We start from the raw sequence: 16,544 nt of genomic DNA, 5'->3' as shown, positions 1-16,544 counted from the left end.
TTATTTGGCGGTTAGCCGTACACATTCGACGATATCATGATCTCACCAAAGTTTTCTTCCTGCTCAATTGTCAGTTCACCTGTTTTCATGGCTTCAAGAATAACCATAAAGGTAACGATAATCTCAACCTTACTGTGCTGCTTCTCAAGAAGCGCTCTGAAGCTGAATCTATTGTGTTCTCTGATAAAGTTCTTTACATATTCAGTCTTCTGGTCGATATCAACAGCTTCCTTCTCAATCTTACCGAATTTACTTCTTATAGGGTCAACCTTATCCTCCTGCCTCTTAAGTAGAGCCTGGAAAATACTGTTGAGTTTGGCAAGATTAGCATCTCCGATGAGCTGCTCATAATCAAGTGGTTCCTCATAGGTCATTACTTCATCCGGAATATTCTTCTTCCTGTAAAGATGAGTATCCGCATCCATCTGCCTCTCTCTGAGTTCATCCGCCATGAACTTGTACATCTTGTATTCAAGAAGCTTCTCAACAAGCTCTGCTCTTGGATCCTCTTCTTCGCCCTCTTCGTTAACCTCTTTGGGCAGAAGCATCTTGCATTTAATATCCACAAGAGTGGCAGCCATAACAAGGAATTCACTGGTAACTTCCATGTCATCCTTTTGCATGGCTCTGATATATTCCATATATTGTTCTGTAATAACCGCTATTGGTATATCATAGATGTCTATTTTGTTTTTATCTATTAGATGAAGCAGCAGGTCAAGTGGTCCCTCAAAGGCCTGCAGCTTTACTTCCAGTGCCATATACTCCTCACAAAAAAATCATATTTTCAGGTAATACGCATCAGCTTTTCTTATCTGACTTAACTCTTATAACGCACAATTCACCCGGATTATTAAATCTTATAGGAACAGTGTGCATTCCAAGCCCACGGCTAAGAACCATGTATTTATCACCATTCTTAAAAAGTCCGCCATCATACTTAGGAAAAAGCATAAGTGCCGGCGATAACACTCCGCCAAGAAACGGAAGTCTCGCTATCCCACCATGAACATGTCCCGAAACCGTAAGATCAGCACCCCACTTACAATATTCTTCAAAATAAATGGGATTATGAGCAATCAAAAGCTGATATCTCTCGCTGCAGGGCACTCCGAAAAATCCATTAATATAGTCAACATCCATTTGGGCCTTAAAGAACTTCTTAAAGTACTCATAGCTGGTCTCAAGACCATGTATCTCCATATTGTATTCTTCAAGATAAGTGCCTGTATTTCTAAGAAGCACAACGCCAAGATCTGTCAGCACCTTTTCATAATTCAGATAAGCTTCTTCTCCCTCGCCTCCTATAGCCCAGGTCTTATACTCATGATTACCGTTAGCCGCATAAACAGGATATTTATCTACTATCTTGCGAATAATAGACAAAACAGGCTCAGGATTGAGTTTATGATGCGAATTCTGACCGGTTATCATATCTCCTGCCATCAGAACCATATCCGGATGAGCTGAGTCTATTGCCTCAATTAATGCTCTGTTACCATCCCCATAATCCTTCTCATGGAGATCGGAAAGCAAACAGAAAACAGCATCTTTTTCAATTTTATCCGAATGAATTTCATATTCTCTTACCACAAAATGAGTCATATCGTGGTATATGATTGCTATTACTGCGGCAATTATCAGTAGCAGCGCAATAAGTATAATTTTTATTGTCATAAGATTCCGATAAAAAAGTCCTTGATTAAAAATAACCAAGGACTTCTCAATTTTGATTAATTATATTTACGTTTTCTTGCTGCTTCAGACTTCTTCTTACGCTTTACGCTTGGCTTCTCGTAATGTTCTCTTTTACGAATCTCCTGCTGGATACCAGCCTTTGCACAGCTTCTCTTAAAGCGACGAAGCGCGCTGTCTAAAGTCTCGTTTTCTTTAACTATTACTGTTGACATCTCTACTCTTACCCTCCCTTCAGACCCTTCCTTAACGGGGTTCAGGGTTATTTGCTATGTTGTTTTAGGCTAATGCCCACATAACATTACAAATTATATCATATATTTCTGTGGCGTCAAGAAGAATTTAACATTTTATTGAATTCTCTAATCGGCCGGTATATCTTCAGGTGAATAATACCCCTTTACCAAAGTGAACTGTGTCAGTAAATCACTGATCTGCTCCGGCGAACAGAACATCATTACATCTATAATAGACAAATTTGGCACAAAATTATCTGTAAACTGCTTATATGATAGGTTCTCATTTGTCTTAACAAAGCTCAACGAAATGCCATTCTCTTCAAAAAATTTCTGGAAATAAAGCTTTGTTCCACCTATGGCATTATAGTATTCATCAGCATTTCTCTGTTTACAATAAGCAACAACCTTATATTCTCTCTTATATTCTGCATCCAATTTGGCTTGTGTTGACGATCTTAATATAGGTGTTGTAATGCCAAGTTTAGAAGCTGTACAGCGAATCGAATTCTCAAGAAAATCCGCAAGATTGCGTCCATCATCAGTCAACCCAAATTCCAGAATTTTTGCAACATGATTATAGGTATTCTCAAAATATGGAGCCTTCGCATAGCTGGTTTTCAATGTTTTTAGCAATTTGTTAACACCATCATTATCAAGCCCATGTTCATGGTCACATATATATTTGTTTTGAGATGCCTTTCTCAACGGAATCCCAAATTTTAGCGATTCACCATCATATAGTATGGAATTCCTATTTATATATCCGTTTTTAATATAATTTATGTCATCTACAATAACATATTCATCGACTACATTCATCAATTGCCAATATCCAATGTACGGAAAAAAATATGGCTGCATTACTCCAACTTTCATAAAGCAACACCTCTTGATCAATCAAAACTCTTTATATTCATATCTATAAACCATATCATTACCCAGCTCATCTTCAACTTTAATGTGCTTATTTATAAAATCAATTTTACCAGCAACGTTACGCTTTTCTGATGAAAATACTATTCCGGTTAATATCTGTCTCATACCGCTATTATCCTGTATTATATCCCCGACTTTCTTAATGTCATTCATTTCAATTACCGGAATATTCTCACAAATTATATCTATCCCATCAATACAGCCTATTTTTCCGGGTTTTAACCATATAAAATAAATAAACGATTGATTATTCTTTTCATTATTAGTTAAAGCCTTAATATCATATTCTACATCTCTGCTTAATGAGCTTCTAATCATATGTTCATGCAAGATTAATTCATTTATAAAATGACTACCGGGAAGTCTGTAATTCATCTCCATAACTGCAGCTTCATCATCATTAGCAAGTATTTGTACAAATCCTATACCACTATTACATTCCAACTTTTGAAATAGCATTTGCAAAGGTATTTCCCATTCATCTTGCAGCTTTCTGGAATATGATGTCGGATTAGCCCCAAAGATCATTGGGTGTCTATCAAGTTGATCTCCATATGAATCGAATGCGGTAAAGAAAATCGGTCTTCCTTTCGAAAAGAGATATATCAAGCTCACCTGCAATCCTGAAATATATTTCTCAACAATTACTTTTTTCGACATGGACTTCGAGTATGCATCTCTATATCCATCTACTAATTCTTCTTTGTTCGAACATATATGCATTCCAATACTGGAACAACTATCTACCGGTTTTACAACAACCGGATATTCTATTTCTGAGAAATCTTTTTCATTGAAATCAATATTCAGTTTATAGTCTTTAGCAACCGGCAGACCACACTCCTTGCATATCTCTTTAAATTTTCTCTTATCATTGGTGTATTCCCATGCCTTATCTCCAACCCAGAATGGAAGATTTAAGCGTCTACATAATTCTCGAACTGCTCCTGAACATACTTCGCTTGCACCACATGATATACCATTTATTCCAACATCCTTTGACCTTTTTTCTAATGCATCAAAATCCATAACGCTTATATCCCAGCACTCGTCAGCCAGTTGTTTCGATTTTGATTCTTCAGCAGCTCTATTATCAGTTATTATGGTATATATACCTTTATTTCTAGCAGCTAATATCAATTGTGCAGTATGTACGTTATCTCCTAAAAACAAAATCTTATCCAATATATACCTCTAATCATGTAAAAAGCATTTCCAACTTGTTATTTTAAGAATTTTATTTTGCTTCTATGAATCTTTTAATCCATCATCACTGATTTAATCCATAGTTTAAAATTACTAATATAGAAACCTGAAGGTGCATTGTAATCAGCCTTGAGTTTTTCTTTAATCGCTTTTATTTCTTCCCTTGAAAACAAATTCAGGTTTTTGTATAGCTTATCCAACTCATAATCTCTTCTGGAATCAAAGTTAAGCTTAAGTTCCAGAGCTGCAGCCATCTTTTCCATCCTTTTCAAGCCATCAAGATACTGCATTAAGTTTTTCAAACTATAATAATCATTTTGAGAAGACCATGATCCACTCTCAATATTCATCATTCTTCGGTAAGCAGCAAACTCTTCTCCGAAATTATATGTTTTCCCGCAACCCAGCATACATAGAACCATATCAATGTCTGCCATTCTACTCACATCAACATTTGCTTTCTGAAATTTATTCATTATTTCTGTATAATCCAGAACTCTAAACATGGATGTGGCAGTCTGACCGGGAAGAATATACTTTTCAAATTCTTCAATTGTATAGTCTCCGAGATCAGATTTAAATATGTTATATGCCTCTATTTCGGGATGGCGAACTTCATCATCATCTACGATAATACACTTTCCATAACATGCATTATAATCTTTGTTCTTATCAAGAAAGTCCGCTTGTTTTTGAAGCTTATAATCATCTATCCAATAGTCATCGCCTTCTATAATCGCTATAAATTCTCCCTTTGCATGAGTCAATAGTTCAGGAATATTACCATATATACCCAGATTTTTTTCTCTTAAATATGGAATTATGATATCCGGATATTTTTCTGCAAACTCATTAACAATCTCTGCTGTTCCATCAGTTGAACAGTCATCACCAACCAAAACCTCAAAAGCAAAATTCGTTTTTTGAGCCACAATACTCTCAAGAGTATGTCTTATATATTTCTCCTGATTGTATGTTGCTACAATTACACTTACTTTTATACTCATTTTCATCAATCCTTTATCGAGTTTTCTTCAAGAACTCTGAGTATAGTACTACTTATTCCATCCGTATGTTTCAGATAAATAACATCAACCCCATGTTTTGCTAGGGCTTCTTCTGTAGCATTCCATCGAGGGCTTCCTTTCCAGTCATCGCCAATAAATACTGCATCAAAATGAATACCCTTAAGTATCTCTTCTTTATCTAGAGAGTTTACAATAATAACCTCATCAACAGCTTTCAGGTTAGCAACTATTATTGCCCTTTCTTCCTGGTTGATCACAGTTCTTTTTTTCTTATATTCTTCAACCAGTTTGTCAGAGTTTACGCCTACAATTAGGAAATCACAGAATTCTTTTGCATGGTTTATCAGATTCAGATGTCCGATATGGAACATATCAAAAACTCCCTGAGTATAACCAATCTTATATTGCTTCATTGTTATTCCATTTCCTCTCTTAAATCAGCTATTTATAATTTCCTCAAAAATTGCCTTACCAATCTCCCCGGTTTTTCCGGGAAGAAGTTCTTTTATAACATTATTCCTGATCGTCTGCTTACTATCATGACCAGATTTCAAAAGTTCAATGTACTTAACAATCTCGCCAAAGTCATCCGCATTATATGTAGTTGCACAGATCTTATTACCTTCTTCATTAAGATTATCTGCCGTATCACAATATATAATAGGCTTACCCATAATATAAAATTCAGCAATAAGTGACGTGTAATCAGCTATCAAAAGATCTGCTTCTTCAAGTGTTACAGAATAATCTTTTCTTTCATCTATCTCAATATTCGATGCTTCTTTGCATTTCTTTTTAAAAGAATTAACCTCTTCCTCAGTCATAATGCCATTTGAAATATAACTTGAAAACATTAAGGGATGAGGTCTTATTATCAGCTTAACATCTGTATGTTCATAAAAGTAATTAAGGAATTCCTTATAGAATGTCATAAAATGACTTGGCTTCTGATCAGGCTTATCATCTGTAGCCCATCTTGGCATCCATGCAACTGTATACTCCCTCTCATCATAATTACGTTTGGCAACAGAGCTCTTAAACATATCAAATCTTGAAAATCCAAGAAACTTTAATCTGTTATTTACAAACTCCCTTCTATAGAAAGGCTGCTCCTTGGCATACGCATTTTTTCTGGATTCATTTGCAAAAAAGATTCTATGCATTGTGTATGTAAAGTTCTCAGGAAGCACAATATTAAGCATCTTATCTCCCAACATCCCATATGCATACGGAAGATAAAAGCATTTAGCATATCTACAAACGTTATAAGACTTGTACATTTTAGGCGTATACTGATTGTATGACCTCATATATATTACGTAATCTGGATCATATTTCCTAAGGTCAATCCAATGTCCATCCTCTGTATTGGCTTTGACTACATCTATACCTTCCATCTTTAAGAATTCATATGAATCGTTATATTTTGTTGCAATGTTTATGCTGTCATCTTCGAAGGCTTTATACTGAGGAACAGCAAAAACTATTACATTGAGATCTTCCTGTTTTTTTGCTTCATCATAGACACTCTTAACTGAGCTCCAGGCCTGAGGAAAATTTACAAGAAAGATCATAGTCCTCTTGTCCTTCTTCTTTCGGTTAACAGCCTTAACCCCCTCATTATGACGGGAAGTAAGTTTACAGTATCTGCCAAATGACTTCACAGCCTTACCTGCATTTCGTATTGAAGGCGGAAGTTTTTCTTTTATGCTTTGCATACAGCATTTCTCCAATTATCAATTTATCCAACATATTCGATGATTTCTATTAAGGAATAAAGGATGCTTCATCGCTTTCAAATTATATTAAGTGAAAACAAAGTGAACTTTATATTATCCTTAATTCTATTAAATCGCAGATTCTTATTGCTTAGTTTAAATATTGTTCTGAATTTGTGCCTTACCTCAGAAGCCTTTTCTTTCTCATTCCAGGCAATGCACTCCCTGTAATAAAATACCATAAGGGTAAGAAGATCATATGTTACCAGGTAACTTAATTTGGTATCATTTTTCCCTATAATAAACTCATATCTGTCAATTGCCGCTTCATAATCTCCTGTGGCAGTCTTGAAACTTCGGGTGCCTGTAATTCCATCATTGCTTATGTAATATGTATATCCATAAGAATTAAGATAAACAATTTTACCCGCATTATCCAGAATGTGATGCATCAGCCTCTTATCTTCATAAGTCACACCCGGCTTAAATCTCATATTATCGAAGACTTCTCTTTTATATAACTTATCCCACAGAACAGTTGTCATGCCCCTATGAATGCTGTCAAAGAAATTATCGAATACTCTTACATGCGATGCTCCTTCATAAACAATGTCCCTATCCGGTACTGTAGGAAGAGTTTCTACGCCATCTTTAAGAAGAACATAGTATTCGCAAACTATATCGGCATCATACTCCCTTATTTTCCCATATAATCTCGTAACCATTTCAGGATCCATGAAATCATCGCCATCGCACCATGCGATATATTTCCCATTAGCTAAATCAAGTCCTGTGTTTCTTGCTACTGAAACACCTGAGTTACTAATATGCTTAACCACTATCTTATCCATATATTTTTGTTTATATTCGTCACAGATGTCTGGAGTTTTATCTGTAGAACCATCATCTACTAAAATAATCTCAATATTTTCATATGTTTGTCCGACAACAGAATCAAGTGTTCTGCCAAGTCTGCTTTCACAGTTATAAACAGGCATAATAACGGATATTAATTCACTCATCCAAGCCTCCGGTTCTCATTTTTCATAATTTATTCTATAATTCAGAGAATCGGTCTTATTTTACCCTTTGCTATGTATTTTAACAATATAAAATCCATAAATAACTACCAGCGCTCCCATATAGTCGCATCCTTGACAATCTGACTTGATGAGAAATAACATATAAAAAGCAGCTAACTAAATCAGCACTCACTAATTTATTAAAGTGATAAATAATCATGAATAATACTATTACAACAATCATCCCATTTTATAATTCAAATACTGCATTAAAAATAATGCTGGACAGTATTCTAACCGGCATTTTAGTACCTGATGAGATTCTCCTTATTGATGATGGTTCCGATGATATCTCTGTGTCTATTGCACAAGATTACGCGCAAAACAATTCAAATATACGTTATTTAAAAAAAGAGCATGGTGGAGTATCAGCTGCCCGTAATCTTGGTATAAGAGAAGCAACCGGAGACTTTATCAGTTTTCTAGATGCAGATGATTATATTGAGCCTGATATGTACTACGAAATGATGAATGCAATATCAAGCGGTTCTTACGACGGATGTATCTGCGGATATTTCACCCATAAGGATGATATTACAACACCTTATTCCGAAAATCATGATTCTCCTATTTCTTCTGCAAAAATAATAGAAGGAATGTTTACTGATGATAATATTCGTGGTTTTCTTTTTACAAGACTATTCAGAGCAAAAATAGTTAAAACACATGCCTTTAATATAAAAATCAAAATGTGTGAAGATCTGCTTTTTCAGTCAGAAATTTTCTCTCATGCAGATTATAACTTTGCTTATGTTTCAAAACCACTATATCATTATATTCAAAACAGCTCACAGGCTACTGCCACAAAGAACTTTTTCGAGGATGGCCAGTTTATCTATAAACCTGCATTTAATGCAATCAAAAAGCTCATAAATACAGATTTTGTAGATAAGAATTATAATGATATACTCGAATTTAGTATGTACTCGCTAATAACCAGCTATAAAGGAAGTTCTGATAAATCCAATCTTAGAAAACAGATTCGAATGCTCCAAAAAGAACTTGGATCAACACCTTGTCAGAACAAAAAACAAAGGAGACTCCTATATCAATATTGCCCGATTTTAGCGAGCCTAATCATAAAATAGCAGCATTCAGCTTCTAAACGAAAGGTAAAAGAATGAACAAAAACTATTTAAAACCAGCCACTGCCCTAATAGCGCTTTGTGGTATTGGTGCTATATATATCGGTAATGGTTTTTTATCAGATTCATCCAGCTACCATAATGGTTTTAGCATATTATCATTTAATAATTTTCGCAAATCCGACTGGGTAAGCGGGCAATCCGAAAAGCTTATCTGGAAGCCAGAAAATGTTAAATATAAAAACGGAAAACTAGTTCTTTCTGTAGACAGCGACGGCGATATAAGAACTGGCGGCGAAGTTTTCAGCAAGGAATCCTTTGGCTATGGCATGTACGAAGTAAACATGCGTCCTATTAAAAATCCAGGTGTTGTTTCAGCCTTTTTTAACTATGTGAAGGAAGATGATACCGGTACAGAAATAGATATCGAATTTTTGGGATATGATACGACCAAAGTTCAATTTAACTACTATACAAACGGAGTTAGTGGAGAAAGGTACCTTTATGATCTTGGCTTTGATGCATCTGAAGACTACCACACCTACGGCTTCAACTGGATGAAGGATTCAATAGTCTGGTATGTAGATAATGAGCCTGTTTATGAAGCAAATAAAAATATTCCGATATTGGAAGCTCCCATTGCCATGGATGCCTGGCCAACCGATGATGCGGAGTGGGCTGGCGAATATGATGGAACAACTCCACTCTACGCATATTACGATTGGATATCTTATACAGCTCCAGACAAAACGATTCAAAAAAATGACTAATGTAACTTAGCAAGTAGAATAAGCGATTTATATTTCATTTTTTGCTTAAATGTCAGAACCTGATAGAATTCATCAAATAATTCCACAAGTCTCTTTAAGGCAGGCTCCGATATTTCTGAGCCTGTTTTATAATATGAATAAGCTTTATAAAGTGCATTTGATAAAGTCTTATTTGCAAATTTATAATCCCCATCAGCTGTGGCCATACGAATTCTCTCTGCATAAGCATCAAGCACATCGAGATGTCTTACATTTGTCATATTCTCAGAGCCTGTAATACTCTGCTCATTGTCCCTATAAATATATCCTCTATCCGGTATATAAACAGCTTTTGTCATTCTTGACAAAATATTATTAATAAAAAACTCATCCTCATGGAGCCTTCCTTCGCAGAAATTAAGTCCCTGCAAAAGCGACGCCCTGTATAATTTATTACAGGCAATAACAGCAAGTATATATTCTCTTGAAATCTGGTCTGATAGCCATCTTTCCATCTCCCATCTGTCCATGATTAGTTCTTTGCCAGGAAGATTATCTGAATGCGCCATCTTTGTGGATTCCATATCTGAAAAAACAAAATCCGCCTTAGCTTCAGTAATAGTCAAATATCTTTTTTCAAGGTAATCAGAGTTAATCGTATCATCGGAATCAATAAAAATAATATATTCCCCGGTTGCCCATGTTAGTCCAGCATTTCTTGCACCGGAAAGGCCTCTGTTTTCCTGATGAACAACCTTTATTCTATTATCTCTGCACGCATACTCATCACAGATATGACCGCTACTGTCTTTTGAACCATCATCTATAAGTATCAGTTCAAATTTCCTATAAGTCTGAGCAAGTATGGAATCAAGACATTCTCTTAGGTATTTTTCTACGTTGTATACCGGTACTACTATTGAAATCATAACGGTTAATATAAACACTCCTTACTTATAGAAATTTGCAACAGTCATCTGCCAATAAGCTTTTTAAAGGAATCTTTGGTCTTCATAAATCTGCTGAATATTCTTCTTCCAAGCTTAACTCCCAGCACCCTGTTTAACATCTGTCTTATCTTTGCGTAAAATTCTGTATTCTTCCCGTGCCAACTTTCATCAAAATGGTGGATACTAAATGTATTTTGCGAAATTCTTAAACGCCCGGTATCATAATCAAGAGGGCAGAAATAGTCTATCGGAAATATCTCAACACCATCTACAGTCTGCCTTGAACCATCCTGCTTTAAGCCATGTCTTAAAAGAACCTTGGTACGTTGTTTGGGGCTCTCAATATACTCTTGAATTCCATCAATTATTTCGTATGGTTCTTCGCCATCATAACAATCCAACATCTCTTTAAATATGGGCATACCGGGAGCACATCCAAATCCCTGACCATCATTTACAATTTCTCTATTCTCAAACCCTATAAACGCTTTATATTCGCACAATGGTGAAAGATCTTTTAATACCTCTACATCTGTATCAAGATAAATTCCTCCATACTGATATAAAACATCAAGCCTGGCATAATCAGATACAAAGGCCCACTTTTTATCGTTATAGGCTTTTTCCATATAAGGATGTTTATGGATATCATAGTTAGACTCATTCCACTCTTTTATCTCAAAATTCGGACAAAATTTGCGCCAACCTTCTAAATACTTTAGAAATGATTCCGGTTTTGGCGCTCCTCCCATCCAAAAATAGTGAATAGTATGAGGAATATATTGTTTATTGTCCATTATTCTTCTCATCTCTTAATCTGATCACACTTAGCCTATACTTCTTCGGAAATAGAATAAGCTTAAAATAATCTTTTTTCTGGAAACTATCAAGCTCTGTAAAATACCTGAAATAAATCTCCTTAGCCCGCTTTTGAAAATATGAATAAAGCTTGTTTTCTTTGATAGTCTCATCTGTATACAGTACCATAAGCTCTTTCATACTTTCGAAAAACGAGTAAAGCATGTATGTCATAAGCTCGCCATACATCATGCTTTCAGAATACTCAATTCTATCCTTATATGCATCAAGTAAATCAAGATGCTTTAGATTCTGCGCTTTTCTACCAGCAGTTATACTTCCTTCCCGAATTCTGTAATGATAAAGGCAATCCGTTATTACAGAGATTGAGTCAGCCTGTCCAAGAACTCTATGGGCAGTATGCTCATCCTCATGGATTTTCCCCTCCGGGAACCTGGTATTCTCAAACAATTCCCTTTTATAGAGTTTGTTCCATGCTATTACCAGTAATACATTCTCTTTTGGAAAAATATCGCTAAGTATTCTCATTGCAGCATATGGTGAGATTACACTACTTTCATCAAAAGTGACGGAATCTGTCTCCATCTCTTCTTTTTTATAACCGCACACTGCTATGTCAGAACCGTTTTCTCTGATTGACTTATAAAGCTTTTCTATATAATCTGGCTCCACATAATCATCAGAATCCACAAAAGCAAGATACTGTCCTTTTGAATTATCTATTCCCGTATTTCTTGCTGCTGACAATCCTCCATTTGCCCTATGTATATAAAGGACATTAGAATTTCGCCCGGCATAATCTCTTGCAATACCCCCGGTATTATCAGTAGCTCCATCGTCCACAAGGATAATTTCTATATTCCGGTAAGTCTGTGCTAAAAGAGAGTCTACACACTCTTTTAGATAAGCTTCCACATTATAGCAAGGCACAATAACACTGATAAGCGGATCCTCTTCCGATGTATTATTAGTATCATGAATATGCTCTATAATTTTATTAACCAGCAAAGGTTCCCTGTTATAAGATATTTTCCTTGCAAAAAAAGCTTTTGAATTCTTAAGCTCCTCAAGATCATCGAGAGTGTACTCATAAGGACTTCCCCTTAGCCAGTCTATTTCACGAAGCTCCGAATCCTTAACCCTGTCATGAAAAACCGAATTCATTGCCAGCGTCGGAATTGCGATTTCATCTGAACCATTTGTAAGGTGGTAGATTTTTTGCAGTTTTCTCTCATTCTGAATAATATACTCAGCCAAATTATGAGTGATAGAAAACCATTGATGCCCCTTATAGAACTCCATTCCTTCTAGTTTTTTTAGGCGATCTATCCCATGCTTTTCCTGATAAAGCATAAATTTATACTGAAAGCCAACAAATTTGCGCATAAATTCCAGCTTTTTACCGGGACCTTCAAAAGTATCTTTACCTAAAAACCTAAGAAACGGAAAATAGTATTTTATCTTATATATAAAATCATCACCATCTGTTCCGTTTCTATGTCCGGCAACATATTCCCCATCAGCCTTTTCAAAAAAACCATGAATCGCCTCCTGCCTTTTTAAAGGAAAATCTACGCCTGATATAAGATGGTAATACGAGTAATGCCCTCTTACAGCTTCCTTTAGCATTTTAATCTCACAATCGGTAATGCTGTATGTTCCCCAATATATCTTCTTTCTGGGAACAAAAGTAATACCTGAATGTTTTAACCAACCGGAGATTTGAGCTTCATCCACATATTTTGTTTTTTTATCTATATGAAGAAAAATATCGTTTCTTTCATCGTCAAGCTCAGTAAGAAGTTTTTTTAGCATATGAAATTCGTTATGAGCCATTATAAGATATGCGTGTTTGTCCATTAATCTCTTCCCTAATAAGGCATCCTCCAGTCCTTCAATAAAGGTCTTTGTCTAAGTCCTCTGTATAAATCATATATAAGTATTTCCAATCTGTCAGATATGGAAAAGCCCTCTATACCCTTTTGTATATATTGATGATATCTGTATTTGATCTTTGCAGTTTCTACTGGATATAAACCAATAATTTCACTTTTATTTACAGATAATTTTCGATATATACTTGCAAGAAAATCCACATCAGTTACCTTATCCATTACTTCCATAATCTCAGAAGGAGTATGTCCTATATATGAATTATCCATAACTCTTACACAGATGAGCAAAAACTTATCAATATAGAATGCTTTCCTCGCATTTTGGGAATATTCATAAACATCTTCGAGAAGTAGAATATTCTCAGAAAGAATTCTTGATAACTCCTTATGCCTTCCCATTGCAGAATCTTCATGTATAGCATACCTTACGCATCTGTCATCAATGCAGTTTATCTGTTTTGCATACATAGCATATTTAAGATTAAATGCAAGATCTTCCCCGATGCGGCATTTTTCTGAAAATTTGATATTATTATCCTTTATTATGTCTGCCCTAAAGAGCTTATCAAAAACTTCAAAACCAATATAGTATTTCAAAAGATTTTCTGTGATGAAATCAAGTCTCTCATCATCAGATGAAAAATTCCATATTCCTTTTATAAAGTTGTAGTCATCCAGTCTATTTCCTGAATCATCCCACCTTGAATATTGGCAATTAACCCAATCTGAGCCGGAGTCTTCCATAGCTTTCACCAATACTTCTATGGCATTATCTTCGATAGTATCATCAGAATCCACAAAAAAAACATACTCCCCTTTAATATGCTCAAGACCGATATTTCTGGCAGAGGATACTCCACCGTTTTCTTTATGGATCACAGTAAGTCTGTTGTCATTTTGAGCGCATTCTTTTGCGAACTCGAGAGTTCCATCTTTTGATCCGTCATCCACAAGAATTATCTGAAGATTCCCATAGCTTTGAGCAAGTATGGATTTTAAATTCTTTTGTATGTATTTTTCTGCATTATATGCAGGAACTATAACAGAAACCAGTTTACCGTCTCTTCTCATTTTAACCATTTATAACCTTTTGGGTTATCTCCCTGACCGCATTCTCATATCCACCCTTAGGTGGTAGAAGGTCAATAGCCAATTGTTTTGCGTATTCATTAAGTTCCGAGTCTGCAAAAACATTCTCTATCATCATTCGAAGGTCACTATCCCTCGTAAAGGATGGACATCTTTCTTTATATTTTGCAATTGTTGAATTTTTCCAAACCCTATCCGTCTGAAAATCGCTGAGTAAAACAGGTTTTCCAGCCAACATAGCCTCCTCACAAAGGGTAGAATAATCGCAAACAACCATATCTGCAGCTACCATAAACTTAGTACTCGGATCCTTTGGATTTCGGATTATAAAACCTTCTTCAGCAAGAGACTCTATATAATCTCCAAGTGGTTTTATGTTCTCATCATAAATAGAATATTCCTTGGGATGAATGGACAAAATGAATTTATATCCATTTTTCATCATTTCTCTCGCCTGATCTATCAGAGCATCCCCAACCCGGTGAAACAAACTGTCTATCCCCCAGGTTCCAAATACAGCTATTAGCTTCTCCTCATCCTTAACACCAAGTTCTTTCCGATATTCGGATTTTTTATTACCAAGTTCAATAATATCTCTGGCATTTTTATATCCTGTATGACAGATATTTTCGTTGGGATATTCTACTGTCATTACAGCCGCATATCGCTTATTAGGTTCAAACATGGCACTAAACAGTCCAAGCCCCTCTTCATATGCATAAAGGGTTTTTCCTTTATCATAGCTAATCATATGAAGGCCATGATTTATGTAAATTAGCTTTTCATACTCTCTGTTATAGTACAAAGGAGCAATGGCATCTGCACATACAACAAGATCCCATGGCATAAAAAGCGCCTTAAATCTGCTTTTTATAAGTTCAACCCCATCCGGTACTTCAAAGTTCCATAAATCAGGATAGAAAATAAACAATTTTATACCATCCATTTCTCTGACACACCTGTAATAGTCCATAATATGTGGCTTCATGGTATTACTTTCGCAGTATAATAAAATATACTTATTTCTTGTGACATGACCATGGATAAATCGCATAGGTCTTCTGAATTTGTAAAAATTGTTTTTATAATATGTCTCTTTTTCTTTTAATTTTTTAGCCTTTCTTATCCGTCTATCTGTATTAAATCCGGCAATTAACTTTCTTCTTCTAAAACCAAGAGCAGCTTTTACTGTTTTATAAAAGATCTTTATTTCCTTTTTGGGACCGATATCACTAATTTCAGATTTAATTTCTCTAAGAAGCTTATTTTCCCCGGAAGCCTCCTCTAATTCCATGAAGAGTCTTGATTTTTCATAAACTATATACTCTTCTTTTTCTATATCAATTATCTCTTTGGCCTTTTTATCATTTACCTTTTCCCTAAGCAAAATCTCATATATATTAAACAACTGCCTTTTTTCCAGTATACGCTCACATGCCGAAAGAATTGGCGCGGGTTGTGAGTAAAAAGCTGCCATCATGCTGTCGGAAAATCTAATATTTTCACAAAGGCGCAGATAATTCAGTAAAAAATCATATTCCCAAAATTCCTTCAAACTATCATTAAAATGAATATCTTGTTGATGAACCAAATCAACAGATAAAATCTTGTTCCATATTGATATATAACCAATATCGCCATTGTGATCATGTAGTGCGCATACATAATCAGCGCACTTAACCGCTCTATCACCAAATTTATGTAATGAAGTAGTATTCCATTCTATACTTTCATAACTAAGTACATATAAATCCGAGTTTTTCTCATTGCTCTTTGATATATCTATGTTATCAAAAGCCTTATCCTTTAAAATTATCCATGGAAAAATAAAGAGCACATATCCGCTCTTTATTTTTGTAAGTGCCCTATTGAAAATATCCGGATAACTGTTTCCTCTTTCAACCATGGTCTCAATATTAAATTTATCTGTCCATTGATTTTCTGATGCTTTAATACACTTACTTAAGTTCTCATCATCGGCACCAATCAAATCAGGAATAACAATATGCAAATTCATCAAGACACTTCTTACTCCCACGAGAATATACTCAGA

General features: G+C 35.3%; 16 protein-coding genes. 2 read left to right on the top strand and 14 right to left on the bottom strand.

Going from position 1 to position 16,544, the window contains the following annotated elements:
• Positions 1-11: 11 nt before the first annotated feature.
• The 9 genes from G610_RS0107170 to G610_RS20125 all read right to left on the bottom strand — a co-directional run bounded on the left by G610_RS0107170 (position 12) and on the right by G610_RS20125 (position 7,844).
• Positions 12-761, bottom strand: coding sequence for a segregation and condensation protein A (locus tag G610_RS0107170; protein ID WP_026524245.1), 750 nt, complete (start codon positions 759-761; stop codon positions 12-14).
• Positions 762-801: 40 nt separating this feature from the next.
• Positions 802-1,677, bottom strand: a complete 876-nt coding sequence (locus tag G610_RS0107165; protein ID WP_155830983.1) for a metallophosphoesterase — start codon at positions 1,675-1,677, stop codon at positions 802-804.
• Between the two features lie 56 nt (positions 1,678-1,733).
• Positions 1,734-1,910, bottom strand: coding sequence for a 30S ribosomal protein S21 (rpsU, locus tag G610_RS0107160; protein WP_022755619.1), 177 nt, complete (start codon positions 1,908-1,910; stop codon positions 1,734-1,736).
• 147 nt (positions 1,911-2,057) lie between these two features.
• Positions 2,058-2,810: a WbqC family protein gene (locus G610_RS0107155; RefSeq protein WP_026524243.1), complete on the bottom strand. Its 753-nt coding sequence runs from the start codon at positions 2,808-2,810 to the stop codon at positions 2,058-2,060.
• A 21-nt stretch (positions 2,811-2,831) separates the two neighbouring features.
• Complete coding sequence (locus tag G610_RS0107150) at positions 2,832-4,055, bottom strand: ATP-grasp domain-containing protein (protein WP_026524242.1); 1,224 nt, start codon at positions 4,053-4,055, stop codon at positions 2,832-2,834.
• A gap of 74 nt (positions 4,056-4,129) precedes the next feature.
• A complete protein-coding gene (locus G610_RS22065; RefSeq protein ID WP_196809820.1) occupies positions 4,130-5,083 on the bottom strand; it encodes a glycosyltransferase family 2 protein in 954 nt (317 codons plus the stop codon).
• A gap of 5 nt (positions 5,084-5,088) precedes the next feature.
• The gene (locus tag G610_RS0107140; RefSeq protein WP_026524241.1) at positions 5,089-5,517 is read right to left on the bottom strand and encodes an adenylyltransferase/cytidyltransferase family protein; all 429 of its coding nucleotides are present in this window, start codon (positions 5,515-5,517) and stop codon (positions 5,089-5,091) included.
• A gap of 24 nt (positions 5,518-5,541) precedes the next feature.
• The gene (locus G610_RS0107135) at positions 5,542-6,822 is read right to left on the bottom strand and encodes a CDP-glycerol glycerophosphotransferase family protein (protein WP_026524240.1); all 1,281 of its coding nucleotides are present in this window, start codon (positions 6,820-6,822) and stop codon (positions 5,542-5,544) included.
• Positions 6,823-6,899: 77 nt separating this feature from the next.
• Positions 6,900-7,844 (bottom strand): glycosyltransferase family 2 protein, encoded by a 945-nt coding sequence (locus G610_RS20125; RefSeq protein WP_051197800.1) that lies wholly within the window; start codon positions 7,842-7,844, stop codon positions 6,900-6,902.
• Between the two features lie 218 nt (positions 7,845-8,062).
• On the opposite strand from G610_RS20125, the gene G610_RS22060 reads away from it, so the two are divergent.
• Together G610_RS22060 and G610_RS20115 are read left to right on the top strand one after the other, a co-directional pair.
• On the top strand, positions 8,063-8,992 hold the full coding sequence (locus tag G610_RS22060; protein WP_051197799.1) for a glycosyltransferase family 2 protein: 930 nt from the start codon (positions 8,063-8,065) through the stop codon (positions 8,990-8,992).
• Between the two features lie 32 nt (positions 8,993-9,024).
• Positions 9,025-9,759, top strand: coding sequence for a family 16 glycosylhydrolase (locus G610_RS20115; RefSeq protein WP_081667300.1), 735 nt, complete (start codon positions 9,025-9,027; stop codon positions 9,757-9,759).
• Here G610_RS20115 and G610_RS20110 read toward each other — a convergent pair.
• From G610_RS20110 to G610_RS0107095, 5 genes are read right to left on the bottom strand one after another with little or no spacing between them, the layout of a single operon-like run.
• A complete protein-coding gene (locus G610_RS20110; protein ID WP_051197797.1) occupies positions 9,756-10,667 on the bottom strand; it encodes a glycosyltransferase family 2 protein in 912 nt (303 codons plus the stop codon). The two genes, G610_RS20115 and G610_RS20110, sit on opposite strands and share 4 nt — an antisense overlap.
• 44 nt (positions 10,668-10,711) lie before the next feature.
• On the bottom strand, positions 10,712-11,485 hold the full coding sequence (locus G610_RS0107110; protein ID WP_035797160.1) for a glycosyltransferase family 32 protein: 774 nt from the start codon (positions 11,483-11,485) through the stop codon (positions 10,712-10,714).
• Entirely contained in the window at positions 11,475-13,367 is a 1,893-nt protein-coding gene (locus G610_RS22055) for a glycosyltransferase (RefSeq protein WP_051197796.1), read from the bottom strand. Before G610_RS22055 ends, G610_RS0107110 begins: the two co-directional genes overlap by 11 nt.
• 11 nt (positions 13,368-13,378) lie before the next feature.
• The gene (locus G610_RS22050) at positions 13,379-14,482 is read right to left on the bottom strand and encodes a glycosyltransferase family 2 protein (RefSeq protein ID WP_051197794.1); all 1,104 of its coding nucleotides are present in this window, start codon (positions 14,480-14,482) and stop codon (positions 13,379-13,381) included.
• Positions 14,475-16,529, bottom strand: coding sequence for a CDP-glycerol glycerophosphotransferase family protein (locus tag G610_RS0107095; RefSeq protein WP_155830982.1), 2,055 nt, complete (start codon positions 16,527-16,529; stop codon positions 14,475-14,477). Before G610_RS0107095 ends, G610_RS22050 begins: the two co-directional genes overlap by 8 nt.
• Positions 16,530-16,544 lie beyond the last annotated feature (15 nt).

Source organism: Butyrivibrio sp. MB2005 (assembly GCF_000424285.1).
Classification (GTDB): Bacteria; Bacillota; Clostridia; order Lachnospirales; family Lachnospiraceae; genus Butyrivibrio.
This window is presented reverse-complemented; position numbering and strand designations above follow the sequence as displayed.